The organism is Natrinema sp. CRL1 (assembly GCF_059162405.1).
Genome location: NZ_JBLVOY010000008.1, coordinates 33396 through 58339 on the forward strand (window position 1 = coordinate 33396; position 24944 = coordinate 58339).

Sequence of the window (24944 nt, forward strand, 5' to 3'; positions counted from 1 at the left end):
CTCGAGTATATCTCCGTCGGGAAACTGTTGCTCCCGACCGACTGAACCCCGGAGTCAGTCGAGCGATCGAACACGCTACCGATGGCCCCAAACGGTGCCATACCGAACTGCACGTGCTGTACGTCGTGAACACCAAAGCGTGTAGTTCGTACCCCAGTGGCGATGCAGCCAACCCGTGATCGACGTGTCCAGCCTCGCCACGGTCTCGCTCGACAGCACGAACTGCGATGAGCGGACACACTGATCGCCCACTACGGCGACCGCGCTACGACCAGTACAGGGACGTCGACCGTTCGGAGGAGAGTCGAGGTGACGCTACCGAGGACGTGACGACCGAGGTTCGACTGACCGCGCGCACCCATCACGACGAGGTCGATATCCTCATCGTCGACGTACTCGCGGATGCCAGCGGCGACACCGTCGAACGACGCCGTCCGAACGACAGCAGTCGTGACGTTGGCGATCTCGTCCTCGATTTCCGTCACTACGTCCTTGACGATCGCTTTGCCGTCCGCCTCGAGTCGCTCGACGAATTCACGCTCGAGGCCACCCGCGTTAAAAGCGCCGCCTACGGCTTGCAGATCGACGACGTTCAAAACATGGACTGACGATCCGTACCGCTGTGCGACCGCGGCACCGTGTCCGGCCGCGTTTGCGGCGATGTTACTCCCGTCCGTTGCAACGAGCAGGTCGGAGTAGTCGGTCGTCGCGTCCGAGGCACCGTTCGGAACGACAAAGACGGGGACATCGCTTCGGTGGAGAAGCCGTTCCGTGACGCCGCCGAGGAGTCGCTTCCCGACCCCTGTCAGTCCTTGCCTTCCGACGACGATCAGGTCCGCGTCCCGTTCAGTTGCGTATTCAGAAATCCGGGTTGTGGGCTTTCCCTCGGTCAGTTCCGCCGTTACGGGTTGATCGATACCGGCCGCGAATTCCTCGATTTCTTCGAGAACGGTCTCACCGCGTTCTCGAAGTCGCGTCTTTTCGTCGGCGGATGTCGCGAGCCGGAGCGCTTTTCGCTCGACGACGTGCAAGACGTCGACGGTCGCGTCGAAGACGCGGGCGAACTCGAGGCCGCGTTCCGCCGCCCGCTTGGCCTCGTCGCTTCCGTCGACGGCGATCAAAATTCGGTCGTACATGTGCCGATCTCCGACTGCCACTGTCTTCTTTCTTCGCCAACCTCGTCGGTCAGTTCCCCAGGATCACCCGTTCTCGGGTTGTGGTCCACCGCCCGTCTGCGCCTCTTCGGCGTCACCCCAGCCGCCTGCGTCGGTGACTTCGAATAGCTTCCCCCAGTTCTCGTCCCCTTGGTCTTCGGGGAGCTGATCACGGAGCTGCCGAAAATCCGACTGCGGAACCTGCGTCCGAACGAGATCGACGATGACACGGGCGTGATACGCAGCCTCGGACGGGTCGTTTCCCTCGATTTCGCACACTCGCGAGACGAACTCCCGCCAGTCGAAGCGTTGGCCGTGCTCGTCGACGGCACCGGTCATGTACCAGCGGATCTCCATCGGGAGCGAGGCCGCGAGATCCTCGGCTGCGCCGTCCGGAATCCGCTGGCCAAGCGTCACGAGAGTCGCTCTGATCGCACGGACGGTTTCACCAGTTCCGGGAAGCTCGAGGCGATGTTGAACTTCACCGGTGAATTCGTCGAAATTCATGGGACTCGGAGATTGCACACCTCGCAGTGATATAAACCCCTTTTGTTGAGTACACAGGTTGTCGTTCTGATTATTTCCGGAGTCCGGCGCGTAAGCGAACCCGAAACGTACTGCCACCACACCAACTCCACCGAGGGACGCGCCCGAGAGTGACAAAGTATCACACGGTTCCGGAGCGTATACCGGCGTATGAACGCCCAACGGCTCACGCGGTTGCTCGAGTTTTTCGTTATCGGCATCGTTTTCGGCGTCACCGAGGACGTTCTCGCCGTCGTAATCGCAACGGATGCAACGGTCACGCCCGACGTGATCGGTATCGTCGTACTGATCGCGATCCCGTTTGCCGTCCTTTCGGAACTCGTCGTGGATCATCCGCAGTTCCACCACTTCGACCGACTGGCGCTTCGAATCAGGCGCGGTCTCTCGAGAGACGGGGTGACCGATGATACGCATCCACCTCGTAACTACTCGAACGAACGCCCCGAGCAACTCCCCTCACCATTGCAGTATCACTATCGATGTAATATCTGCGGGAACGACTACGAAACGGGCACGCTTCTGCGTGAACACGTCGAACGCGATCATCCATCGGACGACGTTCACTGGTGGGTCGTCGCAGAATCACCGGGATCCGTTCCCGAACGGTCTCGGGACTAGTATCGCCCCAGATGTTGAATTATTGATGTCTGTAAGGTATATGGTCGGTCCGGGTGTGAGAGCAGTACGACTATGTACGACACGATCCTCGTCGCGACGGACGGAAGCGACGCCGCAAATCGTGCGGTCGAACACGCGACTGATCTCGCCTCGTCGTTCGACGCCGACCTCTATGTTATCTACGTCGTCGACACGACACGGTACGGACAGGCGGTGCTGTCCGAGGCCGGTGGTGTGCTCGAAGAACTCGAGGACCGCGGCGAAGAAATTCTCGAAGATGTCGCCGCGCGATCGGACGTCGAGGTGACGGCCGAAATGCGAAGCGGACGTCCGGACGAGGAGATCGACTCCTATGCGACGGCTATCGAGGCCAATCTCGTCGTTCTCGGCAATCGAGGACTCGGTTCCGGCCCCGACGAACAGCTCGGCAGCATTGCCGAACGGGTCGTTCGGAGCGCTGGACGGCCGGTAATCACGGCCTGATCGGAGCATGTCACCATTCGCGATGAAAGATATATGCCCCGAACCGGTGTGGCTCCGAGTGATTCGATGTACGATACGATACTCGTTCCCACCGACGGAAGCGATCCCGCGAACCGCGCCGTTGAACACGCTCTCGCACTCGCAGATCGGTACGGCGCTCGCGTGCACGCACTATACTGCGTCGAGACGCACCGGTACGGAGAGCCCGCGTTGAGCAGTACTGCAATCGTTCTCAACCAACTCGAGGAGCAGGGTCAAGCGATGCTCACGGAATTAGACGACCGGGCGGACAACGCCGGTATCGAGTGTACGTGGGATATCTGTCACGGTCGGCCCTGGGAGGAGATCCTCGAGACCGCTGACGAACTCGATGCCGATCTCGTCGTGATCGGCTATCAGGGGCAGAGCCACGCGCGAGCCGGCAAGATCGGCAGCGTCGCCGAACGCGTCGTCCGCACAGCGGATCGACCGGTGCTGACCGCGTAAGTGGCGGAGCGATCCCCGCCAGGGGAGTCACCGACATCCCCGATACCTCGTGGGATGCGAACGTCAGGATCGGCGTGAGTGGGGATTATAACGGAGACTGTGGTACGACGATTGCCATGACGGCAGTCAAAGTAATCCGCGTGATGGGAACGTCAGAAGAGTCCTGGGAAGACGCAGCCCACGAGGCGTTTCGTGAGGCGAGCCAGACGGTCGACGACATCTCCGGTGTCAACGTCGAGAACTGGACGGCAAACGTCGAAGACGGTGAGATCGTCGAGTACAAAGCGACGACTGAAATCGCGTTTCCGGTCGAGTACTGAACGTCACGCTCGTTCCGAACGGGTTTCTTGTGTGCTCGCGACGTGTCCCCGGTATGGGAACGCACGTACTCGTCCCGCTCGACGGCTCACCGCAATCGTGGGCCGCATTCGACTACGCGATCTCGAATTACGAAGGGGAGACGGTCAGGACGGTACACGTTGTCGATCCGATGGAAGGAGTGTACAGTGACTACGGAGGCGGCGGCTACTACGACGCACAAACCCACGAACGGGCCGTCGAATACGGCGAAGAACTCGGCAAGCGGGCGCGCGACCGAGCCGATGACGCAGGGATTCTCGAGACAACCGTCCTCGAAACCGCGGTCGAGACGGGGCCGCCCGCGCGAACGATACTCGACTACGCCGAGGAGAACGATGTCGACCACATCGTGATGGGCAGCCACGGTCGGTCCGGCGTCGTCCGGATTTTGCTCGGAAGCGTGGCCGAAACCGTCACGCGGCGAGCACCGATACCAGTCACAATCGTTCGATAACGGTGTAGCCAGTCGATCGTATGGAACAGATCCAGTCGGCTCCGTTGAAATCCTCAGATAGATACATGTTCGTCCTGTAATCCCACGAGATGAAGGCCCTCCCGAAGTCGCAGATTCTCCGTTTTACTGAGAAGGCGATCAATATGGCACGGCGAGCGGTCTCTCGATATTCCTCGAAATTCTCTAAACACCGCTATACACTCCCTCAGAACGTTGTTCTGCTGTGTCTCAAAGTTCGGAAGAACACGACTTACCGTGGCCTACTGGACGAATTGATCGAGATGCCACGCATCCGTCGAACTCTGGATTAGCTGAACATCCTACGCCATCAACGCTCTGTAAGGCGTTCAATCGACTTGACATGGCCGTATGGCGTGTCTTATTGATACTCTCAGCGACGATACTTCCGACAAACGGAATCGTTGGTGTTGATGCGTCAGGATTTGACCGCAGTCACGCCTCGAAACACTACACAAAACGAGCTGACCTCACGATTCAGCAGTTCAAAGTGACGCTATTGGTCGATGCGAAGGTGAACGCGATTCTCGATTTACACGTGATGACTACACGAAAACACGATAGCCAAATCGCCCCGTCATTGATTAAGCGCAATCCCGAGAGTATTGACATCGTTCTCGGTGACAAAGGGTACGATGATCAGAAAATCAGACGACTCGTCCGCCAACACGAGGTTCGTCCACTGATCAAGCATCGTGAATTCACGTCACTTCACCAGGCATGGAACGCACGCTTGGACGCTGATCTCTACAGACAACGGAGTCAATCAGAGACGGTCAACTCAACGCTCAAGCGGAAGTACGGTGCGTTCGTTCGCTCCTGACGATGGTGGAAGCAGTTCCGTGAACTCACTATCGCTTGTCTCAGTCATAACATTGACCGATGTCTCTGAGTGGTCAAGGCAGGACGCATATTCATCGATCCACCCGTTCGACCCAGTAAATCCGAACCGTGCTCCGCCCTGTTCGCTCTCGGTACCAGTGATTCATGGAATTCCGGCCTCTATTAGATTCCAGTTCTCGTTCCGGCGTTCACCCGGAGATCGTTTCCTGTGAGACTCGCTGAGAGCCCCTGTCGCTAGAAAAAGTACGCCTCTCACGTCGGATTCAACATTGATCAACAGCCGTTACGCATCCGGTTGTGAGTGCCTCGTCGCGACACTCCTGAGCGGTGGGCGAACAGCCATTGGTTTCGGGACCATCTCCATAATCGTGTAACTCGACGAGCGGTTCCAATTCTCGAAGCTGAGTAGCAATTTCAGTTCCCTGCTCGGTCAGTGAGTACGTCGTAGTAGGAGGGGTCGTATCTGCTACCATCCGCTCAACGAGACCGTGACATCGAAGCTCTTTGAGCCGCTGAGATAGCATCGGTGCGGTCAAGCCATCGAGCTCGCGCTGAATACCGTTGAACCCCTGGGGCCCTTCTGACAGGAGACGAAGGATGTGCAGAGTCCACTTTGGCCCGAGAATGTCCTGTAACCCGTGCCATTTTGCCTGCCACTGCTCGCTCTCGCTCATTACGTAAGACCAGCCGCTATAGCGAAATATACGTTCGGTATCTCTCCTCACTCCGGGCGGTTTCAATACGCTAACCACGTTTATGTCTAATTACTGAACAGTATAAGAGCCATCAACCCGTATGGTGAAATGCGATGGACGACCCCACAGACAGCAAGACGGTATCGATTATTCAGCCAGCAACCGAGGAGTACACACGGAGGACGGTTACAGTCGATTTCCTCTATCTGGACAACGAATCCTGCGACCGATGTATGGGAACTGAAGATGCACTCGAAATGGCGCTTAAACGGATCGAACCGATTCTTGATGTGCTGGATGTCGGCATAACCGTCAGAGACATTCACATCTCGACGCTGGAGGCAACCGAAGCGACGCAACTCGCCGTGTCACCAACGATCCGCATCGATGGCCGGGACATCCAGCCAGACTATATTGAAAACACCTGCGAATCGTGTGGAGATCTCTGTGAGTGTGACGGTGACATCGATTGTCGCCTCTGGCAGTACCGCGGTGAGGAACACTCGACAGCGCCTGTCGGACTCCTTGTCGAGTCGTTAGTGCAAGCTATTGCACCGAATGGGATGCAGCCTAGTGAATCACGAGAGAGCCAAGCCTATCAGCTTTCGTCAAACGTCCGGGACTTTTTCGAAGGGGCGGGCAGCGACGAATCGGACTGTGAGTGTGGTTGCTAAGCTACGATTCTTGTTAAACGTTTTTTGACTTATTCTCGACTGGCATGTAGAAGAGTTGAGCAATCACCGAGGTCGGCACGGTTTTCTTCGGGAATCAGTGAGGTTGGACGCTCCCAGTCAGTTCGAAGTCTTTAGCGAACAGTTGTTTCGGAGGAGAATATATATGAAGAAGAGGGTTTCAACAAAGCCATCCAGTCAGTTACTGCTTGAAAAGGCGACAGAGCTCGAGCGTGTCCTACTGGTCGAATCGTCCGTCGATTCGACTGGCTAAGGCGGGCTTCGGCCTCGAGTTCGGCAACGAACCCGTCGGCTCTGGGACAGTCAATCGGTCGCATTTCTCGAGCGGCGGCGAAAAGAGAACGCCCAGTAACAAACGAGTCCACGTAGATGCTCCCGTCTGATCCGCAACGGTATCTACGGGAACTCTCTGACTGTCCGCGACCGGCCGACAACCGTACTATCTCTCTGCCACCGTCCGCCCGCGGTCGCTGTGGAGGTGATCCGGAACGTCTTCCAGAACGACTTCGACCTCGTTCGTTCGCATGAACGGCGGCGTCCACGGATCGTTGTACTGGAGCAACGTCGGTTCGCCGCGCGTCTCTATGCCCCGTCGCGAGAGCGACTCGAGCAGTCGGGTCCGTTCTCGAGCGACGCGTTCGTCCGTCGCGTACCACGAGAACCGGCGAACTGCGACCGTCCGCGGCGGTTCGGCGACGAGTCGAACGTCGGAGTCGGTCGGTGTCGGAGCGGTTCCCGACGTGTACGTTGACGGGAGGTAGAAGGCCATCCTCACGTCGCCGCTATCCGATCCCGTTCGCACGGGCGAGGTCATGGGAATCGACGCCCCCTGGACCGCAACCGGTGCGGTCATCGCCACGTCTTCGCGATGTGCGTTCGCACCCGAGATGTAGCGAAACAGGCGTCCGAACGCCGTTCTCGCGTCCGGTCCTGTCGTTTCGACGAGGGTCGTCCGCGGATAGCGACGGATTTCGACGCCGTCGAATCGATTCAGCGTCTCCGACGGAACGCGTTCGGTCGTTCGGCTGACGTACGCGCCCCACCCGACCCACAAGACGAGCAGTCCACCGATTCCGAGTAGTGTCTGTCGTGCCGATCGCATACGAACCGTACGCTGTCCCAAGCAATAATCCCGTAGGGTCCTTCGGTGTTTTCCCTCACTCGCTGCTCGTCCAATCGTGTCGAGTGCCACCGCGTAATGACGGCGAACGGCGACGAATCGCCTGATACGTATAAGGACCGAGGCATCGTCATTCGACGGGTGGTCAGCGATAGCCCGAACCCGATCGAACTCGATTCCCTGACGAAGTATTACGGTGACGTTCGGGGCGTCGAAGACCTCACGTTCACCGTCAATCGAGGCGAAAGCTTCGGCTTTCTCGGACCGAACGGCGCGGGTAAGTCGACGGCGATTCGCGTCCTCCTCGGACTGTTGAAACCCACTACGGGAACAGCGTCTCTGCTGGGACACGACGTAACAGACCGGAACGAGCTGCGCGAGGCGAAACGACACCTTGGCTATCTCCCGAGCGACGTCAGCTTCTACGACCGCGTGACGGGCGCGGACATCCTCGATCACTTCGGTCGGCTACGCGGCGACGAACGCCGCGCGGAACTCCTCGATCGCTTTCCCGTTCCCCTGGACCGGAACGTGAAAGCGTATTCGAGCGGCAACAGGCAAAAACTCGCCATCGTCGTGGCGTTCATGCACGAACCCGAACTGGCGGTCATGGACGAACCGACATCAGGATTGGATCCGCTCGTCCAGAACGAATTCTACGAACTGCTTGAGGAACGACAGGAAGCGGGCCGGACGAGCTTCTTCTCATCGCACATTCTGAGCGAGGTTCGACGTGTCTGCGATCGCGTCGGAATCATCAGAAACGGGCGGTTAATCGAACTCGACACTGTCGAGAACATCCTCGCCGAAGGCGGCACCATCGCCACCGTTCGACTGGCCGAGAAACCGCCCCCGGCCGCACTCGAGTTCACGGGAGTCGTACGCGTCGACCGGCAGGACGGTGAGTACAGGCTCGTTCTTGCACGGGAGTTCGACGCCTTGATCGACTGCCTCGACGAATACACCGTCCTCGAGCTGGAGGTTCGCGAGGCGTCCATCGAGGACGTGTTTATGCACTTTTATGGAGATGCCGACGACGGAGAACTCGATTCCGCAGCGAGCAGCGGAAACAACGCATCGTGATCCGAACGAAACGGGACCCTCATCCGCTCAGCGCCTCCGGAGCCACCAAATCGCCGTGAGTGCGAACACGAGTGCGACGCCAACGAATGGAGCGACGGAGTCGACGTCAGACTCCTCGTCGGCGTCGACGATCGCGACAGGGACCGGAGCCGGTTCCGTGCTCGTGCGGTCGCCGGTGCCGGTGTCGTACGCGAGCGTGATCATGACGCTGGTGGTCGTCTCGATTGCCTCCGTGGAGGATTCGAGAGCGAACCGGGCCGTTTTCGAGTCGCCCGGCTCGAGCGTTCCGACATACGCCGTCGGCGATTCGCTCGACAGCGGCGGTGCGACCTCGACAGCGGCAACGACGCCAGTCACCGATTCGCCGCCCTCGTTCGCTATTTGGACCTCGTAGATCCCCTCCCCGTCGACGGGCACTTCGTCGTCTATGGGAGTCACGTCCAGAGACTGGGGCCCGTCGACCGCGACCTCGAGGACCGTTGGTCCACCGGTCCGGACGCTCTCGACCACCTCATCGTCGTTCGTCTCGTCGGTTTCGTCGAGGACGTCCTCGTCATCGGGTGATTCTGTATCGATGCGGTACTGGACGCCGGCAAATAGCGGATACGTTCCCGACTCAACCCGTGCGGCCGCGACTTCGACATCGGCAGTCTCAGTGTCGCCGGCCCAGAGATCGGCGACGGCGATCGATTGCGTCGTCTGCGGCGCTGCGGATGGGCCGAGCGTCAGGGTCCCGTCCGCTGCTCGCACCGTTACGACGATGTCAGTCGCCTGTCGGTCGCCGTCGTTCGTCACCTCGAGCGTGATCGACGTCGCGTCGCCAGCACGGACCGATTGGTTCTCTGCGACGGCGACAGTGACGTTTCCTTCGGGCCCCTGTATTATCTGCGGGTCCGTCACTGGCGGCTCGGCTAGCGTCGGTTCGGACGTGTTGTTCTCCGCGGACAATTGTGCCGCGGCCTCGTTTTGGGCTGCCGTGGTCGAACGATTGCGGTCGCCGTCAATCGGTTCTGCGGCCAAGTCGGTCGTATTCGTGTCGTTTTGTGATGCCCCATTCTGCTGTGGTATTGCTTGGGGGCCGAACGTCGCCATCGCCGCGGCGGTGCCAGTCGACAGCAATCCGACGAGCAACAGGGAACTTACCGCAATTGCCGTTCGCCACCGTTTCCGATTCGGTTCCCCGTCCCGCTCATTCATGTCCACCCGAAATGGATGAACGGCGATAAATTACCTCGCCCGTTCCACGACAGAACAGGGTATTACTGATTCGATATCGGGACAATTGACTGTTACCTCGAAGAGCGACGGCTCACTTATAAGTCGATGTTCACCGTCGGAAGTGGATGACGGTCCAATATCCGATGCTTGAGCTCACATCGTTCGAAGCCGATCGCCGACTTCGCGGCTCTCTGTTACTCGCCGGTGCGATGGTCGCGCTGATCGCCCTCACCGTCGCACTCTTTCCATCGATTCAGGAAACGGGCGCCGATCTCGATGCCTATCTCGAGTCGCTGCCGCCCGAAGCGACGCGAGCGTTTGTCGGAAACGTGACGACGTTGACCACGATCGAGGGCTACCTGGTCTCTCAACTCTACCAGTTCGGATGGGTGTTACTGCTCGCGGTCTACTACGCGTACGCTGCGGCCTCGACGGTCGCAGGGGAGGTCGAGCGCGGGACGGTGGGACTGACGCTATCGTTACCGGTGACGCGAACCCGAGTCGTAGTTGGCAAGTTTCTGTCGCTCGTCCCGGGCGTCGTCGTCGTGAACGCGATCACGTTCCTCACAGTCGTTCTCGGCGTGGAATTCGTCGACGAGTCGATCGATGTCATTCACCTGTTCACCGTACACGCGTATTCGATCGTCTATCTGCTCGCCTGCGCTGGTATCGGACTCCTGGCGTCCGTCGCGTTCGACTCCGTCCGCCGTGCACAAACCGTCGGTGCCGGATCGGTCTTCGGTCTGTTCTTGCTCGATACGTTTACGTTCGATACCGACTACGAGTGGCTGGGAGACGTCGCGTTCTCCAGATATTTCGACCCCGGCGCGATTCTCGTCGGTGGCGAAATTTCGTGGTCAGATCTCTCCGCCCTTCTGATCGCCGTTGTCGTCCTCGTCGTCGTCAGCAGTGAATACTTCGAACGACGCGACCTCTCCGGTTGACTCACGGCGATCCGTCGATGGCGTCTCATCCCCTTCGTCACCTCGACGCGACCCCGCCTCGCTCGAGAGTGTCGCGACGAATACCGCGAAACGGCAGCAACCCCGCTTCGAGACTATTGAACCTCATTCGTTCTCCAATAGTGTTCGTGTTGGTGGATCGTTATTTGTGTTCGTACGTGGCAGAGCAGTATATGGACCCGCAGGCAGAGCGCTGGTGTCACGTTTTGATCGGCATAGCGTTAGTTCTCTTGACGATCGGTATCGGATACGATTTCGTTTTCGGAACGAAGTTAGCAGACTTCCTCGTGATACTCGCCGGACTCTTCGTCGGATGGGTGGCGTTTCTCTACTGCTTGGGGAACGCTTCGTTCTGGGATTGACATCCTCCTCCGCCTGAAGGCGGAGGAATCCCGAGTCAAGCGAATCGAAGATTCGCGTACGTCGCGAACCGCCGGTTCGCTCAGCGTTGGGATATTAGGGTTTGCAGTCCTCCTGTTCTCTCGTTTTGAACGACCCGCTCTCGCGGTCGAACAGGAAGACTCCGGGCTGTGCCAACCAGCCGTTACTCATATCCCCTGTCGGGGGACTCTGAGTTATCTTTCGCCGGATGTTCACTGCACCGTTCACGTCCGCGTTCATCGTCGTTTCACAGGACTTGCAGACGTACAGCCCACGCTCCACGCGGTTCGCATCTCGAATCTGCCCGCAGCACGAACACGTCTTGCTGGTGTTTTCCTCGTCTACGCGGTCAACGAGAATACCGTATTCATCCGCCTTGTACTCGAGCAGACGGGCAAATCTGTCGAATTCCCATCCGTGCAATTTCTTGTTCCCCGACTCACCCCAATTCCGCGAGTCGCCGTTCTCGTCTTCGCGGATGTCGCTGAGGTCTCCAACTGCTATCTCCGCCACGCTCTCTTCGACACAGCGTTGAATAATTCGACCGCCCAGCGTTCAGCGCCAGTGGCGTCGATTCGTTCCAGTCCTCAGTTCGGCTCCGTTCTCCACGTCGCACGTCGGCGCTACGAGTCAGTTCTCGCTTCTTTCCGACCCGTCATCGTCGTGGGCTCGAGGCTGAAATACCGGAACGTCGTTTCTTTCGGTGGTCGATCGAAAATGTCGACGAGTGGGATTTCGATGGACCACATCCCCTGTATTTCGGCGGACTCGTACGGTGCATCGGACGTGTCCGATAGCCGCCCTGTGACGACGACACTTCGCCATCCGCCGTCAGTTTCGTCGTGGGTAACGAAAGAGACCGGCCGATCTACGAGTTCTTCTTTCCTGCTGTCCTGGGGGAAGGAGAGTCGATAGTAGAAGCGCGTCACGTCCGCACTGTATCCGTACGAAACAGGTATCGAAACCGGCGGTTCATCCTGGCCCGTAGAAAACGAAATGGTGCCCGTTCCGCCTTGGCCGAGGAATTCGTTTATCTCTTCCTCACTCATTTGAACCCAGCGCAATCCCTGCATATCGTCCTACACGACGCAGAGATAGAAAGTACCCAGTTACAGCGAACCGTACGTTCAGTGTAACGAGAATGGTACTGGTTTCGCACAGTCGCTTCAGGAACTCCCCTCGAGGCAAGCCCAGTGCACTCACGGAATGTCCATTACTGACTCAAATCTGGTCTGAATATTGGTACGTTTTGACGAACGCACCTGCGACAGTGACCGATGGTCGCGCTGATGAATCTGTTGTGATACGTCGGGGCTACCTTCTTAATATATATTTAGACGCTGATGGTTGCAGATCACTCAGTCACTCGTCCCTACGGCCCTCTTCTCTCTCGACTGCAGAGTGAGACTCGGCTTCACCTCGATACATGTCTTCTGTCCACCACTCGTGTATGCTGTCTGAGTATATAATGCATATATAATATTTAAGTTATATTGGTTGGCCGTCAGACAAGGGTGATCATGCAGGGGTGAGAACTATCTACTGAAATACACTAGTAGTATTGTAAGGGAATTCCAATGGTGGAGCAGATTACTCCCGACCGGCTCGCAGAGATGATCGATTCGGACGAGTCGTTCACACTCGTCGATACGCGTCCCGAGGAAAGTTACGAGGGGTGGCGAATCCACGGGACCCAGAACATCCCGTTCGGCCCGGGCGACGAGTTCGGGAACGAGCAACTCGAGCGGATCGAAAAAGCCAGAACTGGTGACCCGCTCGTCGCGATCTGCGGGAAGGGGCTTACGTCGACGCCGTTCAGCTTCGAACTCGAGCAACACGGCTACGACGACGTGTCCGTCGTAAAAGGCGGTATGGAGGACTGGAGCACGGTTTATGAAGTCGTTCCCGTCGAGACCGAAAACGACGACCTCATCGTCCGTCAGCTGCAGCGACGAGCGAAGGGCTGTCTCGGCTACGTCGTCGGATCGAAACGCGCCGGATCGGCAGTTGTCGTCGATCCCACCAGACAAACGGATCAGTTCAAGATCGTCGCCGGAGAGGCCGGGCTCACGATCGATCGCGTCCCCGACACCCACGTCCACGCCGATCACATCTCGGGTGTACCGAAACTAGCGGATGAGCTGGACGTTCCCTACTCGCTTGGCGAACACGCGAGCGAACGTGGCGTCGAGTACGACTACGAACCACTCGCCGACGGCGAAACGATCGAGCTCGGTGAGATCGAGGTCGAAACGCTGCACACGCCGGGGCACACAACCGAGATGGTCAACTACTTCGTCGACGGCGAGACGCTGCTAACCGGCGATACGCTGTTTATCGGATCAGTCGGACGAACAGAGCTACAATTCGGTGACGAGGACGCGGCGAGGGGCGCTGAACTGCTATTCGAATCGCTTCACGAGACTATTCTCGAAGCCCCGGACGAGACGCGGATTCTCCCGGGACACGTCTCAGTCACGGAAGACAATCGATACGAGATCGGCTCACCGGGTGAACTGATCAGCGCTCGATTGAGCGAACTTCGTGCCGAACTCGACCTGCTCGAACTGGACAAAGACGAGTTCGTAAACCGATTAGTCGAGAACGCACCCGAGAAACCGCCGCACTACGAGCGCGTGATCGAAATCAACACGGGCTCGGAATCGCCCAAAGACGAGTCCGAAGCGGTGGAACTCGAGCTCGGCCCGAACAACTGCGCCGCCTGACTTGCCGACGAGAGCAGCCCACAGAGTGTCACGTCCAGGCGGCAGACTCCGTTTTCGCCGATCAGTATCTCTCGTGGCAGCAATCGATAGGACGATCGTTGGGTTCCGCAGAAATATCGCGGCCCACCCGGCACTGACCAAACTCCACGTGACGCTGCGAGACAGTGTTTGGTCTCCCTGGCTCTCCCAGTATCGGAACCCAACTTTACCCGTCACATCCGCGTGACAGATTTATACCGATTGGTCGAATCCGTTCGTCATGGCTGACCGAATTCTCGTTCCGTACGACGGATCTCCACGGGCTATCCAAGCCCTCGAATTGGCATTCGAAGAGTTTCCAGATGCGGCTGTTATAGCGCTGTACGTCATCGAGATCCCGGACAGTCGCTGGGCACAGATTGTGGGTCCCGAACTGCAAATCCCTGTCACCGAGCGAGCGCAGGAATCCGTCGATGACATCCTCGAGTCTGCGACGGAAATAGCGACCGAGCACGGCCGCACTCTCGAAACGAACGTCGTTACCGGCGAGCCGGATCACCGCATCGTCGCGCAAGCGAAAGAAGAATCGGTTGATCTGATCGTCATCGGAAGCCACGGACAGGAAGGGATTTCGCGCGCCCTGCTCGGGAGCGTCGCCGAAAAGGTCGTTCGCCGATCACCGGTTCCCGTCCTCGTGGCCCGGTAGATTGTAAATCGTCGGACCGTTCTCGAGAGTGACAAAATAAGCACACAGACACGGTGTTGTTGAGCCAGCGTGAGGAACGAGCTGGTCGTTGAGTCACTTGACCGAAGTAAGCTACCACGCCCTGAAGGGCGTGGCATTCAGCATGGACTCCCGTTCTAACCGCTGAGAGCGGTAGACGAATACTCGCCGTTCACGTTCAACATCCCGCTGTTCAAGCGCACGCCTACGGGTACGCCTCCACGTCCAGACTTTTGCTGATCGCGGAGATACTTCAAGCCGATATTCTTCGCGGCGTTGTAATCCGCGTGAACATCGTACCCGCACTTCAGACAACCGAACTCGTCCTGCCCGTTGTTGTGCGGACGGTTATCCTCATGGGTGAACCCACATTTCGAGCAACGTTGACTCGTGTACGCCGGATTAATCTGCTTCACCACAAGCCCCTCAGATTCGGCCTTGTACGTGACGTACTCAAACAAGCGGTGGAACGCCCACTTGTGAACCGCCTTCGCGTGCGGGAGGCGTTCGCGGATGCCTTTGAGTTGCTCGAACACAATATGCGTACACTCGTTCTCAAGAGCTTCCTCAACCAGTTCGTTCGAGATGGTGTGGAGTATCTGCTCGAAACGCTCGGTCTGCTTGCGACCGACTCGCTGAACGTTGATGTGCGCCCAACGAGTCCCAGTCTGTTGCAGGTCACCACGACGCTTCTCGTATTCCCGGTGCCAGTGGTTGAGTTCGCCACCGCTCCAGAACTTGCCTGTTGAGGTAGTTGCGATGTTTGTGATGCCGAGGTCAACACCAAGGACGGAAACGTGCTTGGAATCGCCTGTGTCGGCCTCATCGTTCTCCACGGCGGGCTTTGTCCGCACGTGAAGGTAGAAACAGTCCTCAACCGTGTCGTAGTGGAGCGTGGCTCCTTTCACGTCATAGTCGTCGTTGAACAAGTACGCCGAGTGAGGCGTGTCACGCTGTTCGTTTGGGAGGACGAACTCTGCGGTCACTCGCCCGTCGATTGTGGCGAGCGTGCAGTGGTCGTCGTTGACGGTGGCAGTTCGTGCGTCGTAGCTGGCGAACCGTGACGTGAAGTGGGGTTTCGAGGCTTTCTTGCCTTCCTTCCAGCGTTCAACACAGCCTTTGACGGCTTCTGCGGCTCGGTTTCGCGCGGCTTGCACGAGGTTGGCCGGAAGTGGTGAGTCTTCTCGAACGTCGTAGTACGTTTGGTCGTGGAGTTTCTGTTTACTGGTGATTTTCCAGTCTGGTTCCCACGCGACGTCTACGACGTGGTTAGCGGCGTCGAGGAAGTGGTCGGTTGTCTGATGGAGAAGGTCAGCGGCACTCTCGTCCACATCGAGTTTGATGGGCACGGTTCGAGTGCTCGAATTCTCCACCATCTGTACTTCATATGTAGAGGCCTATATTTATATTAGTTTGGGTTTGCGTGGGGAGTCAGCCTGCTATCGAACGTGGTTTGTGTGCGTGTTGTCGGCTTCCTCCCGCGCCTGAAGGCGCGGGTTTCCGCCTTGCGGTCATTATGAGACCAGTTCAGCGGGAGTTCCGATACGAGTTTAAAAGATCCGAGAGAGAACGAGCGGACGGCGACGTCTATCAAGGCGTTCGCGGTCTACCTCCACGAAACCGGTTGTTCGCTCAGAGAGACAACAACGGTTCTCACTGAATTCACGCGGTTCTAGCAATATCTACGAATCAGAGCCCCTCGAGATGTTATACTACCACTCTAAAATCACAGGTGTTATTATAATAGGTAGCAGACTTAGTAACACTGATGGCTCAAACCTCGCGCCGAAGACTGCTCCAGAAAGCAGGCGCAACCACGGTTGCTGCGACGGGAATCGCCGGCTGTCTCGGTCGAAGAGGCGGGTCGCTCGATTCCGTCACAGTCGCGTACGTCCCGATTTATCCGAACATGCAACAGTACGTGATGAATCAAGAGGGCTACTACGAGGACGTCCCAACGGATGTCACAATAGAGCGGTTCAGCTCTGGTCCTAGCGTCGTCAAGGCGTTTGCCAGCGGGGACATCGACGTTGCGTTCTTCGGAATCACTCCTGCGATGGTTCTCGTCGACAAAGGCACCGATGCCGGTATCCTCGCGGCAAACTCGAGAAATGGTTTCAAGGTCATGGGGACAACGGAACTCATCGAGCGCTACGAACGGGAAGGGGCAGCCATGTTCGAGCGCTTTGAGCAAGAACATGGTCGCAAGGTACGGTTCGGTGCGCCACCGGATGGGAGCGTTCCCGACACCGTCCTTCGATACTGGATCCAGGAGGATCTCGATGTCGGTGAGATGGAGTCCGCAATTAGCAAGTCGAAAGTCCCGCCAGCGAAGGCGGTCCAGACGATTCAGTCGGGGGATATCGACGCGACGATCATTCAGGAGCCGTTCGCGACGATCATCGGCCAGGATGACGGCTTCGGCGAACTCGCCTGGTCCGGACATATACTGGAAGACCACCCGGTCACGGTGCTGTTCGCGAACCAGCGGGTGCTCGACGATAGCGAAGTCGCCCAGTCGCTGGTCGAACAGCACATCGCAGCGACCGAGTTCACAGCAGATTCATCGGATGCAGCCGCCGCCCACGCCGCATCGGTGATTGGCTCCGGCGTGAGCGAGGACCTCGCTACGGCGGCCATGGACTCACGGGCGTCGGATTTCTTCTCGGACCCGCACGCGATCACCGACCAAGCTGCGACGATGGGTGAGTTCGTCGCAAACGTCGGAAACATCGAGGAACCGAGCGCGACTGAGGACCTGTTCGCGTTCGATCCCTACGACGCCATCCAGGAATGAGTACGAAGACTGATACCAGTTCCAACGCGGTGGTCGCCGGCAGCCTCGAGGGTGACCGAAAGCGGTATCTGCGCGGTCTGGGCGGTCTGCTCGTGTTCCTGTTCGTCTGGTGGCTCGGAGCGATGACGACCCAGCCGTCGTACCTGGTGCCGGGGCCCGTCGAATCGATGCGTGCGTTCATCGACCTCTTCGCAACCTCGACTGCGATTATCGTCCCCGTCTTCGGCTCACAGTTGGTGTTGCCAACCGGCCTCGCACACCTCGCACAGACGTTGTTTCACTACGTTCCCGGCCTGCTCCTCGGGGCTGGCTGTGGTATCAGCCTCGGGTTAGCGATGGGCTGGAACGGGGCGCTCGACGACTGGTTGCGGCCGCTCATTCGGGTGCTTCGCCCCATCCCGCCGCTGGCGTGGGTGGTCTTTGCGATCGTCTGGTTTGGGATCCATCACACCGGCGCAGCGTTTATCGTCTTCGTCGGCGCGTTCTGGATCAACTTCTACGGTGCCTACGGGGGTGTCGAAGGCGTCTCGAACGAGCTGACCGATGCCGCATCGACGCTCGGCGTGGAGCGCGATCTCTCGATGCTGAAACTCGTCGCGCTCCCGAGCGCAGCTCCGCAGGTGTTGACGGGGTTCCGAACGAGCATCGGTCGCTGCTGGATGATCGTCGTCGGCGCTGAACTGTTCGGCGCGCCCGGTGTCGGCTACGAGATCATCAACGCCTCGAACAACCTCGCGATGGCGACCAGCGTCGCGTACATGTTCCTGATCAGCCTCGCGTTCCTCTGTATGGACGTTGGGTTCCGGCTCGTCGAAGGGAGGGTACTCGCATGGCGCTGAGTACGGACTCATCGACCGACCGAGAGCCGACCGAAAAGATCACCGTCCGGAACGTCAGCAAATCATACGAGGCGATGCAAGCGCTTTCAGCTGTCTCGTTCTCGGTTGGGGCAGGCGAGTTCTGTTGTGTCGTCGGTCCCTCCGGCTGTGGGAAGACCACGCTCTTGCGGGCGATCGCCGGCCTCGAGGACCCGGATCGTGGGTCGGTCCTCGTCGACGGCGATCCGGTTACCGGTCCCGGCCTGGATCGAGGAATGGTGTTTCAGGAATATGCGCTGTTCCCGTGGCGAACCGTTCGCGGAAACATCCGGTTCGGCCTCGATCGGCCCGCGTGTGAGTGTCCGGATTGCGAGGCACGGGTCCGAGAGTTGATCGAACTCGTTGGCCTCGAGGGCTTCGAGGACGCGTACCCGAAGGAGTTGTCCGGCGGAATGAAACAGCGCGTCGGGATCGCCCGCGCCCTCGCCGTCGATCCGGATATTCTACTGCTGGACGAACCGTTCGGCAGCGTTGACGCTCGGACACGCGACCGACTTCACGCCGAGTTGCTTGAGATCTGGACCCAGACCGAGCAGACCGTCGTCTTCGTCACACACGATATCGACGAAGCCGTGACCCTGGCTGATCGCGTCGTTGTGATGGACGCCGACCCGGGAACCGTTCAGTCGACCGTCCCAATCGACGTAGAACGCCCGCGCGAGCGGACGGCTCCGGAATTCGTCGATCACGTTGCACGAATCAGAAACGAACTCGGTGGTCCAGGCGATACGAGTAGCTGAAACGTTCTGGAGAACGTTGTATCATCAAACCACCGACGTTACCGATGAGTATTTGATGGTGTCCTCACCGTTCTGCCCTTCTACTCAGCGATCCATTCTGACCCGCGCTACTCGTAGAGACGATTTGAGATCTGCTCGACTGTCTTCGCAAAATAGCCATCCTCTGAAGCTATGGGGATACCCACAACCTCGGAGGATAATTTTGATGCGTGGCTTTGTTTCTCCCTAGCTAGAAGAGAAACTGATAGCAAGTAGAGTACGACTTGCTCAGTAATTAATCGATTCCAGACCTTCTGCGTTACATGATTCAACCGACGGGTGTAGTAGTGGATGAAAATGACAATAGCCGAGGGTCGTAGAATCGAATCCTAAACTCTTCTTACGACAGTTTGACGGCCCCATCCGAAGAGATTGTTATGTCATACCCCCGGTACCGGAACGAAACGTGTCCGCTTCGGACCGAGTCGTCAGCAGCGGTCGGTTCAAATAATCGGTCCAGCGCAGCAGGATCCACAACGTCGTTGAGCGGTGGCTCGAGGATAATCGGCGAGACATCTTCTGCGTCGGCAATCGCTTCAAGGACGCGCAGGCTCGGCTTTGAGCGCGTGGACTCGGTGTCGGTCATGGCTCAGACGAGGAGCTGGATGTCGGATTCAGCCATGTGCTGCAACGCGGTGGCCGCGCCGATGCCGGTGGTGACGCCGTCGTGGAAGTCGTCCTCGTCGTAGTCCATCAGCTCGATCGTCATCTGACAGGCCTGCAGATCGACGCCGCTCTCGAGCGAGAGGTCGATCAGTTCCTCGATGGTGGCGGTCCCGTTGTCGTCGATCTTCTTCTGCATCATCTTCGTGGCCATCGTATCCATGCCGGGGAGCGCGGCGATGGCGTTCGGGACGGGCATGTTGGGATTGCCGACGGCACTCAATTTGAGATCTTTCGACTTCTCCTCGTGGAGAATGTCGAGCCCCCAGAACGTGTGGAAGACGACGACCTCCCAGCCGAACGCAGCCGCGGTGCTCGCGAGGATCAGCGGCGGATACGCCATGTCAAAACTGCCCTGCGTCGCCACGATCGTCATCTTCTTTTGGTTGTCGCTCAGATCCGCCTCTGCGAGGGACTCCTCTAACTCCTCGACGCGCTCGCGTAGGGCCTGCAACTCGGCGGTATCGATCTCGGGGTTGGATTCGGCGTCCGCCTCGCCGTCTTCGAGCGGTGTCGTTTGATTGTCCGTGCTCATTATTCGGTTTTCTTCACGTAGTGGGTGTAGATGTCGTCCCCTTCGACCTGCTCGAGGAGTTCGACGCCGTCGGTGCCGTCGGCCCACCCCTGAATGTCGCTCATGCTGCCCGAGTCAGTCGCGACGACCTCGAGGACGTCGCCGGCCTCGAGCTCGTCGATCGCTTGCTTGGTCTTCACGATAGGCATCGGGCAGGACTGTCCTTTCACGTCTAGCGTCTCCGTGCTCTGGTATTCCGAACTCATGATTTCGTTTTGTGCCCCATATTGGAGCTATCACACAATATTGGTGGCATCCATATAAGACCTCCGGTTATTGTACAATACACGAACACCCTTGGCCCAGAGCAGGGTATGAAATAGTTAGCATCTCCCTCATACGCGCATTTAGCCTCAATGAGGAAGTGGTTGGCTAGTCTGTATTGTGTATAATAGGAATTACTATACAAACCCTTAAGTGCCAGTGGCCGATACTGGAAACCGTACAACATGGACGATATGGATCTTCCAATGCCGGACGTCGAGATCGAATCGGTCAGTCCAAACGGATTGAAGGACCGAATCGACGCGGGCGAGGACGTCACGCTCCTCGATACCCGTATGGAATCGGAGTACAACGAGTGGAAGATCGACGGAGAGACCGTCGAATCGATCAACATTCCGTACTTCGAGTTCCTAGACGACGAAATTGACGGCGACGTCCTTGCACGGATTCCCGATGACCGCGAAATTACGGTTCTCTGTGCGAAGGGGGGCTCGAGCGAGTACGTCGCCGCGACGCTGAAAGAGCGCGGCTACGATGTCAATCACCTTGAGGACGGGATGAACGGCTGGGCGCGTATCTATGAGCGCGTGGAAGTCGAACGCTACGACGGTCCTGGGACACTCTACCAGTACCAGCGTTCCTCGAGTGGCTGTCTCGGCTATCTCGTCGTCGACGGCAACGAGGCGGCCGTGATCGATCCGCTGCGCGCGTTCGCGGATCGGTACCTCGAGGACGTCGTCGACCTCGGCGCCGACCTCCAGTACGCGATCGACACACACATCCACGCAGACCACATCTCGGGCGTCCGTAATCTCGACGCGGAAGGCGTCGAGGGAGTCATCCCCGAGGTGGCGGTCGACCGCGGCGTCACCTACGCCGACGAGATGACTCTCGCGGCAGACGGCGACGAGTTCGAAGTCGGCGACGCGACGATCGAGACCGTCTACACGCCCGGACACACCTCCGGGATGACCTCGTACCTGATCGACGATTCGCTGCTCGCCACCGGCGATGGGCTGTTCGTCGAGAGCGTCGCCCGCCCTGACTTAGAGGAGGGCGACGAGGGCGCGGAAGACGCCGCGCGACAGCTCTACGAGACGCTGCAAGAGCGCGTGCTGACCCTGCCTGACGACACGCTGATCGGCGGGGCGCACTTCAGCGACTCCGCCGAGCCCGCCGACGACGGCACCTACACGGCACCGATCGGCCAGCTCGAGGCGGAGATGGACGCGCTGACGATGGACGAAGACGAGTTCGTCGACCTGATCCTCTCGGACATGCCGCCCCGTCCGGCCAACTACGAGGACATCATCCCCACTAATCTCGGACAGCAGGAGGCTAACGACGAGGAGGCGTTCGAACTCGAGCTCGGTCCGAACAACTGCGCCGCGAGTCAGGAGTCCCTGGCCGGTGACTAACGCCCAATGGTAACTGACCCAGTCCCGCTTCAACTGGCCGCCGAGCTGTTCCCCAGTGGGATTAGTCGCTACGCAGTCGGCGGGTTGCTCGTCGGTCTCGGTGCGGTCGTGATCTACGTCGGGACCGGGATCCCGGCCGGGGCGAGCACGTTCCTCGAGTCGACGCTATCGTACGTCTCCGGGCAGTCGCGGTTCCAGCAGTACGTTTCGTCCCGGGATTGGCGCGTCGTGTTCACGCTCGGCATCATCCTGGGCGGGCTGGCGTTCGCGGCGACGGTCCAGTCCGGGGTGATAACGACGTCGCTCTACGAGGCCGGAACGACCGGTGAACTGTACGAGATCGGCGGCGTGACGCTCTGGTCGACTGCCGTCCAGCCGTGGCGGCTGTTCCTGGGCGGCATCCTGGTCGGGATCGGCACCCGGATCGGCAAGGGATGTACGTCCGGCCATGGGGTCTGCGGCGTCGGCTCGGCGTCGAAGACGTCGCTCGTCGGCGTGGTGACGTTTCTGACTGTCGCCATCGGGACCGCTCAAATCGTCGCCGCGATGGGGGTGTCACCATGAGCGAGGACCGCCACCCGCTGTTCATGCCGCTGATACTCGTCGGCGGCATGATCTTCGGGTTTGGGCTCGGGTTCAGCCAGATGGCGCGTCCGGAGGTCGTGCTGAACTTCCTGCAGTTCGAGGACTTCGGACTGCTGTTCGTCATGTTCGGCGCGGCGATCGTCTCCGGGGTCGCCTTCGCCGTGATGCCGCGGATCCGAGATAGGGCGCCGCTGACGGGCGATCGGTACGAACGCCGGCTGAAGCCGTTCGACCGAAACGTCCTGATCGGCGGCGGGATCTTCGGCGTCGGCTGGGGGCTCTCGGGAATCTGTCCGGGCGCTGCCTACGCCAGCCTCGGCGTCGGCAATGTCACTATCCTGTGGGCAATCGCCGGCATGTTCGCCGGCGCCTACCTGCAGGGAGTCTGGCGAAGCAAGCTCGCCGCGGCCGCCACGGCCCCGGCAGGTGCCGACTAGCGACGTTCGCATTTCGTGTCTCACAAGCTGAAACGGAGGCGGTTCGTCTAATGGATCCAGGAACGATACTACTGTTCGCAGCCGCCGTTCTCGCAAGCCTGTTCATGGCCTGGGTGATCGGCGCCGGTTCGAGCGGCGCCACACCCTTCGCACCAGCCGTCGGTGCGAACGCTATTTCCACAATGCGTGCGGCGTTTTTCGTCGGTATCCTCGGCTTCGCCGGTGCAGTGACCCAGGGCGGACGTGTCTCCGAAGCCGTTGGGAAGGGGCTCGTCGAGGGGGTCAGTCTCCCGATCGTCGGCGTCATCATCGTTTTACTGATTGGCGCCGGACTGATGGCGATCGGTATTGCCACCGGCTATCCAATCGCAACCGCGTTCACTGTGACCGGATCCGTCATCGGTGTCGGTTTCGCGCTCGGCGGCGATCCTGCTTGGGGGAAGTACGCCGAAATCGGCGCGGTTTGGGTACTCACGCCGTTCGTGGGCGGCGGTATCGCTTACGGACTCGCCAGTGTCCTTCCCCGACCCGATGTCCCTGAGGACGTTAGCGTCCCGATCCTCGCCGGAATCGTCGGCGTCGTGGTCGCGAACCTCGAGTTCTCGTTCCTCGCGTCAGTCGGGGGAACACTCGCCGCCGCCGGAAGTACGCTGGGTCCCGTCGACAGCGTTGCCGCCGCGGTCGTAATCTCTCTCGGCTTCGGGACCATCATCGCGGCTGTCGTTCGCTGGGACCTCGGTCGCGATCAGGCCGGCGGGCTGCGCCGATTCTTGCTCTCGCTCGGCGCACTCGTGGCGTTTTCGGCGGGTGCGAGTCAGGTCGGACTGGCCGTTGGACCACTGTTCCCGCTGCTCGAGGACCTGCCGACGGTGTCGCCGATCGTGGTGTTGTTCGGTGGCGGCGTCGGGATCCTCGTCGGTTCGTGGACGAGTGCGCCCCGAATGATCAAGTCGATCTCGCAGGAGTACGCGTCGCTGGGGCCGCGGCGATCTATTTCGACGCTCGTCCCCTCGTTTCTCATCGCACAGACCGCGGTCTTGCTCGGGGTACCGGTCTCGTTCAACGAGATCATTGTAAGCGCAATCGTCGGCAGCGGACTCGCGGTCACCGGTGGAGCCGGCGTCAGTCCGCGAAAGTTGGGACTCACCGTCGCCGCATGGATCGGGTCGTTCGCCCTCGCGTTCGGACTCGGCTACGGATCGATGCTTCTTCTGGAACTCTGAGGCAGCAGGCGACGCGTTCGGCTATTTCGAGCCGTTGTCCGTTTCGATCGGAGATCTGTCGGAGTAGTGGTTGCCCATGCGTTCTCGACGAGCTACGGAAGCAGCTGACTGATCAACGGCCGGTTCGACGCGACGACGCGGTAGACGAACTCGCGGACGGGTACATATCCCGGAATGCGACGAAACAGCGGAAAAAACTGCGATGGCAAGAGGCCGGTCCGTTCGTAGGCGCGTTCCATCGCTACCCCACAGGAGTAGGTCGTCTCGTCGGTAACGAAGTGCGCACAGTCCTCGTAGTCGGGCGGCAAGCGCGCTCGCAGATCGTCCGTGAATTCCGAAAAGCCGACGATGTCGATCGCCGCGCGGCAGTCCACGAACCGTGCCGCACGAGTACAGACCCCGCAGTCGTCGTAGACGAGCGTCGGTGGTGACATTCTCGAGTCGAAGATGTAGATACTGATGAAGCCCTCGAACCACTAAACTCTCGACCCCAACGACTACCCTTGCACTTCCCGTTTGGGTTCCCATGCCATCGGAGTCGGACGACGTTCGCGTGTGGCTCGTCGAGCGCGATTACGATAATCGCGACCTCATCATCCTCACCTACGCGACTCCCGACGGAACTCGAACCTTCCGAAAGGAACTCGCAGCGCAGGCGGTCGACCTGGACACGGTCACTGCCGCAAAGGACGTCTCTCCCGAGGATCTCGCGACCGTCGAGGACCCAGACATCCGCGACCGGTACGCCGACGAAGCAGCGCGAATGGCAGACGAACACGACCCAGCGGAGACGATCTAACTCCAGGGACGAACCGGTCGTCTC

30 protein-coding genes and 3 pseudogenes are annotated in these 24944 nt (G+C 59.2%); 21 read left to right on the forward strand and 12 right to left on the reverse strand.

The features are described 5' to 3' along the window. Positions 1–251: 251 nt before the first annotated feature. Together ACJYUO_RS20090 and ACJYUO_RS20095 are read right to left on the reverse strand one after the other, a co-directional pair. The gene (locus ACJYUO_RS20090) at positions 252–1136 is read right to left on the reverse strand and encodes a universal stress protein (RefSeq protein ID WP_494347111.1); all 885 of its coding nucleotides are present in this window, start codon (positions 1134–1136) and stop codon (positions 252–254) included. Positions 1137–1199: 63 nt separating this feature from the next. Further along, the gene (locus ACJYUO_RS20095) at positions 1200–1661 is read right to left on the reverse strand and encodes a DUF2267 domain-containing protein (protein ID WP_494347112.1); all 462 of its coding nucleotides are present in this window, start codon (positions 1659–1661) and stop codon (positions 1200–1202) included. 189 nt (positions 1662–1850) lie between these two features. Here ACJYUO_RS20095 and ACJYUO_RS20100 point away from each other — a divergent pair, with 189 nt between their 5' ends. The 6 genes and pseudogenes from ACJYUO_RS20100 to ACJYUO_RS20125 all read left to right on the forward strand — a co-directional run bounded on the left by ACJYUO_RS20100 (position 1851) and on the right by ACJYUO_RS20125 (position 5011). Further along, positions 1851–2318: a hypothetical protein gene (locus tag ACJYUO_RS20100; protein WP_494347113.1), complete on the forward strand. Its 468-nt coding sequence runs from the start codon at positions 1851–1853 to the stop codon at positions 2316–2318. Between the two features lie 72 nt (positions 2319–2390). Continuing rightward, complete coding sequence (locus ACJYUO_RS20105; protein ID WP_494347114.1) at positions 2391–2801, forward strand: universal stress protein; 411 nt, start codon at positions 2391–2393, stop codon at positions 2799–2801. Between the two features lie 66 nt (positions 2802–2867). Then, complete coding sequence (locus tag ACJYUO_RS20110) at positions 2868–3287, forward strand: universal stress protein (protein WP_494347115.1); 420 nt, start codon at positions 2868–2870, stop codon at positions 3285–3287. Between the two features lie 116 nt (positions 3288–3403). After that, complete coding sequence (locus ACJYUO_RS20115; protein ID WP_494347116.1) at positions 3404–3607, forward strand: dodecin family protein; 204 nt, start codon at positions 3404–3406, stop codon at positions 3605–3607. Between the two features lie 53 nt (positions 3608–3660). Continuing rightward, positions 3661–4101: a universal stress protein gene (locus tag ACJYUO_RS20120; RefSeq protein ID WP_494347117.1), complete on the forward strand. Its 441-nt coding sequence runs from the start codon at positions 3661–3663 to the stop codon at positions 4099–4101. An 89-nt stretch (positions 4102–4190) separates the two neighbouring features. Further along, positions 4191–5011, forward strand: a pseudogene (locus ACJYUO_RS20125) (IS5 family transposase). A gap of 214 nt (positions 5012–5225) precedes the next feature. Here ACJYUO_RS20125 and ACJYUO_RS20130 read toward each other — a convergent pair. Beyond that, complete coding sequence (locus ACJYUO_RS20130; RefSeq protein WP_494347118.1) at positions 5226–5636, reverse strand: winged helix-turn-helix transcriptional regulator; 411 nt, start codon at positions 5634–5636, stop codon at positions 5226–5228. A gap of 134 nt (positions 5637–5770) precedes the next feature. Between ACJYUO_RS20130 and ACJYUO_RS20135 the strand changes: the two genes are divergently transcribed. Next, positions 5771–6331 carry a DUF2703 domain-containing protein gene (locus ACJYUO_RS20135; RefSeq protein ID WP_494347119.1) on the forward strand — a complete coding sequence of 187 codons (561 nt, stop codon included), beginning with the start codon at positions 5771–5773 and terminating at the stop codon, positions 6329–6331. Between the two features lie 457 nt (positions 6332–6788). Here ACJYUO_RS20135 and ACJYUO_RS20140 read toward each other — a convergent pair whose 3' ends face one another. Further along, positions 6789–7451 carry an SOUL family heme-binding protein gene (locus ACJYUO_RS20140; RefSeq protein WP_494347120.1) on the reverse strand — a complete coding sequence of 221 codons (663 nt, stop codon included), beginning with the start codon at positions 7449–7451 and terminating at the stop codon, positions 6789–6791. A gap of 159 nt (positions 7452–7610) precedes the next feature. Between ACJYUO_RS20140 and ACJYUO_RS20145 the strand changes: the two genes are divergently transcribed. Continuing rightward, positions 7611–8552 carry an ABC transporter ATP-binding protein gene (locus ACJYUO_RS20145; RefSeq protein WP_494347121.1) on the forward strand — a complete coding sequence of 314 codons (942 nt, stop codon included), beginning with the start codon at positions 7611–7613 and terminating at the stop codon, positions 8550–8552. A 27-nt stretch (positions 8553–8579) separates the two neighbouring features. On the opposite strand, the gene ACJYUO_RS20150 is transcribed toward ACJYUO_RS20145, so the two are convergent. Then, positions 8580–9749: a COG1361 S-layer family protein gene (locus tag ACJYUO_RS20150; protein WP_494347122.1), complete on the reverse strand. Its 1170-nt coding sequence runs from the start codon at positions 9747–9749 to the stop codon at positions 8580–8582. A 164-nt stretch (positions 9750–9913) separates the two neighbouring features. Between ACJYUO_RS20150 and ACJYUO_RS20155 the strand changes: the two genes are divergently transcribed. Beyond that, positions 9914–10714, forward strand: coding sequence for an ABC transporter permease (locus ACJYUO_RS20155; protein ID WP_494347167.1), 801 nt, complete (start codon positions 9914–9916; stop codon positions 10712–10714). A gap of 191 nt (positions 10715–10905) precedes the next feature. Beyond that, positions 10906–11094 carry a hypothetical protein gene (locus ACJYUO_RS20160; RefSeq protein WP_494347123.1) on the forward strand — a complete coding sequence of 63 codons (189 nt, stop codon included), beginning with the start codon at positions 10906–10908 and terminating at the stop codon, positions 11092–11094. A gap of 94 nt (positions 11095–11188) precedes the next feature. On the opposite strand, the pseudogene ACJYUO_RS20165 reads toward ACJYUO_RS20160, so the two are convergent. Next, positions 11189–11653 (reverse strand): annotated as a pseudogene (locus ACJYUO_RS20165) (zinc ribbon domain-containing protein); the annotation flags it as partial. A gap of 83 nt (positions 11654–11736) precedes the next feature. Next, positions 11737–12186: a pyridoxamine 5'-phosphate oxidase family protein gene (locus ACJYUO_RS20170; protein WP_494347124.1), complete on the reverse strand. Its 450-nt coding sequence runs from the start codon at positions 12184–12186 to the stop codon at positions 11737–11739. Between the two features lie 504 nt (positions 12187–12690). On the opposite strand from ACJYUO_RS20170, the gene ACJYUO_RS20175 reads away from it, so the two are divergent. Together ACJYUO_RS20175 and ACJYUO_RS20180 are read left to right on the forward strand one after the other, a co-directional pair. After that, positions 12691–13839, forward strand: a complete 1149-nt coding sequence (locus ACJYUO_RS20175; RefSeq protein WP_494347125.1) for an MBL fold metallo-hydrolase — start codon at positions 12691–12693, stop codon at positions 13837–13839. A 259-nt stretch (positions 13840–14098) separates the two neighbouring features. Further along, complete coding sequence (locus tag ACJYUO_RS20180; RefSeq protein ID WP_494347126.1) at positions 14099–14524, forward strand: universal stress protein; 426 nt, start codon at positions 14099–14101, stop codon at positions 14522–14524. A gap of 155 nt (positions 14525–14679) precedes the next feature. Here the strand turns inward: ACJYUO_RS20180 and ACJYUO_RS20185 are convergent, their stop codons facing one another. After that, complete coding sequence (locus ACJYUO_RS20185; RefSeq protein ID WP_494347127.1) at positions 14680–15918, reverse strand: RNA-guided endonuclease InsQ/TnpB family protein; 1239 nt, start codon at positions 15916–15918, stop codon at positions 14680–14682. Between the two features lie 189 nt (positions 15919–16107). Here ACJYUO_RS20185 and ACJYUO_RS20190 point away from each other — a divergent pair. From ACJYUO_RS20190 to ACJYUO_RS20205, 4 genes and pseudogenes are all read left to right on the forward strand, one after another. Next, positions 16108–16203: pseudogene (locus tag ACJYUO_RS20190) on the forward strand (IS6 family transposase); the annotation flags it as partial. 107 nt (positions 16204–16310) lie between these two features. Next, entirely contained in the window at positions 16311–17339 is a 1029-nt protein-coding gene (locus tag ACJYUO_RS20195; RefSeq protein WP_494347128.1) for an ABC transporter substrate-binding protein, read from the forward strand. After that, positions 17336–18178, forward strand: a complete 843-nt coding sequence (locus ACJYUO_RS20200) for an ABC transporter permease (protein ID WP_494347129.1) — start codon at positions 17336–17338, stop codon at positions 18176–18178. The genes ACJYUO_RS20195 and ACJYUO_RS20200 overlap by 4 nt, the downstream gene beginning before the upstream one ends. Beyond that, on the forward strand, positions 18169–18957 hold the full coding sequence (locus tag ACJYUO_RS20205; protein ID WP_494347130.1) for an ABC transporter ATP-binding protein: 789 nt from the start codon (positions 18169–18171) through the stop codon (positions 18955–18957). The genes ACJYUO_RS20200 and ACJYUO_RS20205 overlap by 10 nt, the downstream gene beginning before the upstream one ends. Positions 18958–19336: 379 nt before the next feature. Here ACJYUO_RS20205 and ddfA read toward each other — a convergent pair whose 3' ends face one another. Genes ddfA through ACJYUO_RS20220 form a run of 3 tightly spaced genes read right to left on the reverse strand, consistent with a single transcriptional unit; the run spans position 19337 to position 20439 of the window. Beyond that, positions 19337–19582 carry a DdfA family disk-determining factor gene (ddfA, locus tag ACJYUO_RS20210; protein ID WP_494347131.1) on the reverse strand — a complete coding sequence of 82 codons (246 nt, stop codon included), beginning with the start codon at positions 19580–19582 and terminating at the stop codon, positions 19337–19339. Positions 19583–19585: 3 nt separating this feature from the next. Then, positions 19586–20194, reverse strand: coding sequence for a DsrE/DsrF/DrsH-like family protein (locus ACJYUO_RS20215; protein ID WP_494347132.1), 609 nt, complete (start codon positions 20192–20194; stop codon positions 19586–19588). After that, positions 20194–20439 carry a sulfurtransferase TusA family protein gene (locus ACJYUO_RS20220; RefSeq protein WP_444722355.1) on the reverse strand — a complete coding sequence of 82 codons (246 nt, stop codon included), beginning with the start codon at positions 20437–20439 and terminating at the stop codon, positions 20194–20196. The genes ACJYUO_RS20215 and ACJYUO_RS20220 overlap by 1 nt, the downstream gene beginning before the upstream one ends. 243 nt (positions 20440–20682) lie before the next feature. Between ACJYUO_RS20220 and ACJYUO_RS20225 the strand changes: the two genes are divergently transcribed. From ACJYUO_RS20225 to ACJYUO_RS20240, 4 genes are read left to right on the forward strand one after another with little or no spacing between them, the layout of a single operon-like run. Then, the gene (locus ACJYUO_RS20225) at positions 20683–21876 is read left to right on the forward strand and encodes an MBL fold metallo-hydrolase (RefSeq protein WP_494347133.1); all 1194 of its coding nucleotides are present in this window, start codon (positions 20683–20685) and stop codon (positions 21874–21876) included. A gap of 6 nt (positions 21877–21882) precedes the next feature. Then, positions 21883–22440 carry a YeeE/YedE family protein gene (locus ACJYUO_RS20230; RefSeq protein WP_494347134.1) on the forward strand — a complete coding sequence of 186 codons (558 nt, stop codon included), beginning with the start codon at positions 21883–21885 and terminating at the stop codon, positions 22438–22440. Next, positions 22437–22898, forward strand: a complete 462-nt coding sequence (locus ACJYUO_RS20235; RefSeq protein WP_494347135.1) for a DUF6691 family protein — start codon at positions 22437–22439, stop codon at positions 22896–22898. The genes ACJYUO_RS20230 and ACJYUO_RS20235 overlap by 4 nt, the downstream gene beginning before the upstream one ends. A gap of 50 nt (positions 22899–22948) precedes the next feature. Beyond that, positions 22949–24121, forward strand: a complete 1173-nt coding sequence (locus tag ACJYUO_RS20240; protein WP_494347136.1) for an inorganic phosphate transporter — start codon at positions 22949–22951, stop codon at positions 24119–24121. A gap of 92 nt (positions 24122–24213) precedes the next feature. Here the strand turns inward: ACJYUO_RS20240 and ACJYUO_RS20245 are convergent, their stop codons facing one another. Then, entirely contained in the window at positions 24214–24555 is a 342-nt protein-coding gene (locus ACJYUO_RS20245) for a DCC1-like thiol-disulfide oxidoreductase family protein (protein WP_494347137.1), read from the reverse strand. Between the two features lie 92 nt (positions 24556–24647). Here ACJYUO_RS20245 and ACJYUO_RS20250 point away from each other — a divergent pair, with 92 nt between their 5' ends. Next, positions 24648–24920: a DUF7967 family protein gene (locus ACJYUO_RS20250; protein WP_494347138.1), complete on the forward strand. Its 273-nt coding sequence runs from the start codon at positions 24648–24650 to the stop codon at positions 24918–24920. Positions 24921–24944: the final 24 nt, after the last annotated feature.

Excerpts from the sequence above, each read along its gene's own strand:
- ACJYUO_RS20090 (WP_494347111.1), bottom strand. The coding sequence starts at position 1,136 with ATGTACGACCGAATTTTGATCGCCGTCGACGGAAGCGACGAGGCCAAG.
- ACJYUO_RS20095 (WP_494347112.1), bottom strand. The coding sequence starts at position 1,661 with ATGAATTTCGACGAATTCACCGGTGAAGTTCAACATCGCCTCGAGCTT.
- ACJYUO_RS20100 (WP_494347113.1), top strand. The coding sequence starts at position 1,851 with ATGAACGCCCAACGGCTCACGCGGTTGCTCGAGTTTTTCGTTATCGGC.
- ACJYUO_RS20105 (WP_494347114.1), top strand. The coding sequence starts at position 2,391 with ATGTACGACACGATCCTCGTCGCGACGGACGGAAGCGACGCCGCAAAT.
- ACJYUO_RS20110 (WP_494347115.1), top strand. The coding sequence starts at position 2,868 with ATGTACGATACGATACTCGTTCCCACCGACGGAAGCGATCCCGCGAAC.
- ACJYUO_RS20115 (WP_494347116.1), top strand. The coding sequence starts at position 3,404 with ATGACGGCAGTCAAAGTAATCCGCGTGATGGGAACGTCAGAAGAGTCC.
- ACJYUO_RS20120 (WP_494347117.1), top strand. The coding sequence starts at position 3,661 with ATGGGAACGCACGTACTCGTCCCGCTCGACGGCTCACCGCAATCGTGG.
- ACJYUO_RS20130 (WP_494347118.1), bottom strand. The coding sequence starts at position 5,636 with ATGAGCGAGAGCGAGCAGTGGCAGGCAAAATGGCACGGGTTACAGGAC.
- ACJYUO_RS20135 (WP_494347119.1), top strand. The coding sequence starts at position 5,771 with ATGGACGACCCCACAGACAGCAAGACGGTATCGATTATTCAGCCAGCA.
- ACJYUO_RS20140 (WP_494347120.1), bottom strand. The coding sequence starts at position 7,451 with ATGCGATCGGCACGACAGACACTACTCGGAATCGGTGGACTGCTCGTC.
- ACJYUO_RS20150 (WP_494347122.1), bottom strand. The coding sequence starts at position 9,749 with ATGAATGAGCGGGACGGGGAACCGAATCGGAAACGGTGGCGAACGGCA.
- ACJYUO_RS20155 (WP_494347167.1), top strand. The coding sequence starts at position 9,914 with ATGCTTGAGCTCACATCGTTCGAAGCCGATCGCCGACTTCGCGGCTCT.
- ACJYUO_RS20160 (WP_494347123.1), top strand. The coding sequence starts at position 10,906 with ATGGACCCGCAGGCAGAGCGCTGGTGTCACGTTTTGATCGGCATAGCG.
- ACJYUO_RS20170 (WP_494347124.1), bottom strand. The coding sequence starts at position 12,186 with ATGCAGGGATTGCGCTGGGTTCAAATGAGTGAGGAAGAGATAAACGAA.
- ACJYUO_RS20175 (WP_494347125.1), top strand. The coding sequence starts at position 12,691 with ATGGTGGAGCAGATTACTCCCGACCGGCTCGCAGAGATGATCGATTCG.
- ACJYUO_RS20180 (WP_494347126.1), top strand. The coding sequence starts at position 14,099 with ATGGCTGACCGAATTCTCGTTCCGTACGACGGATCTCCACGGGCTATC.
- ACJYUO_RS20185 (WP_494347127.1), bottom strand. The coding sequence starts at position 15,918 with ATGGTGGAGAATTCGAGCACTCGAACCGTGCCCATCAAACTCGATGTG.
- ACJYUO_RS20195 (WP_494347128.1), top strand. The coding sequence starts at position 16,311 with ATGGCTCAAACCTCGCGCCGAAGACTGCTCCAGAAAGCAGGCGCAACC.
- ACJYUO_RS20200 (WP_494347129.1), top strand. The coding sequence starts at position 17,336 with ATGAGTACGAAGACTGATACCAGTTCCAACGCGGTGGTCGCCGGCAGC.
- ACJYUO_RS20205 (WP_494347130.1), top strand. The coding sequence starts at position 18,169 with ATGGCGCTGAGTACGGACTCATCGACCGACCGAGAGCCGACCGAAAAG.
- ddfA (WP_494347131.1), bottom strand. The coding sequence starts at position 19,582 with ATGACCGACACCGAGTCCACGCGCTCAAAGCCGAGCCTGCGCGTCCTT.
- ACJYUO_RS20215 (WP_494347132.1), bottom strand. The coding sequence starts at position 20,194 with ATGAGCACGGACAATCAAACGACACCGCTCGAAGACGGCGAGGCGGAC.
- ACJYUO_RS20220 (WP_444722355.1), bottom strand. The coding sequence starts at position 20,439 with ATGAGTTCGGAATACCAGAGCACGGAGACGCTAGACGTGAAAGGACAG.
- ACJYUO_RS20225 (WP_494347133.1), top strand. The coding sequence starts at position 20,683 with ATGGACGATATGGATCTTCCAATGCCGGACGTCGAGATCGAATCGGTC.
- ACJYUO_RS20230 (WP_494347134.1), top strand. The coding sequence starts at position 21,883 with ATGGTAACTGACCCAGTCCCGCTTCAACTGGCCGCCGAGCTGTTCCCC.
- ACJYUO_RS20235 (WP_494347135.1), top strand. The coding sequence starts at position 22,437 with ATGAGCGAGGACCGCCACCCGCTGTTCATGCCGCTGATACTCGTCGGC.
- ACJYUO_RS20240 (WP_494347136.1), top strand. The coding sequence starts at position 22,949 with ATGGATCCAGGAACGATACTACTGTTCGCAGCCGCCGTTCTCGCAAGC.
- ACJYUO_RS20245 (WP_494347137.1), bottom strand. The coding sequence starts at position 24,555 with ATGTCACCACCGACGCTCGTCTACGACGACTGCGGGGTCTGTACTCGT.
- ACJYUO_RS20250 (WP_494347138.1), top strand. The coding sequence starts at position 24,648 with ATGCCATCGGAGTCGGACGACGTTCGCGTGTGGCTCGTCGAGCGCGAT.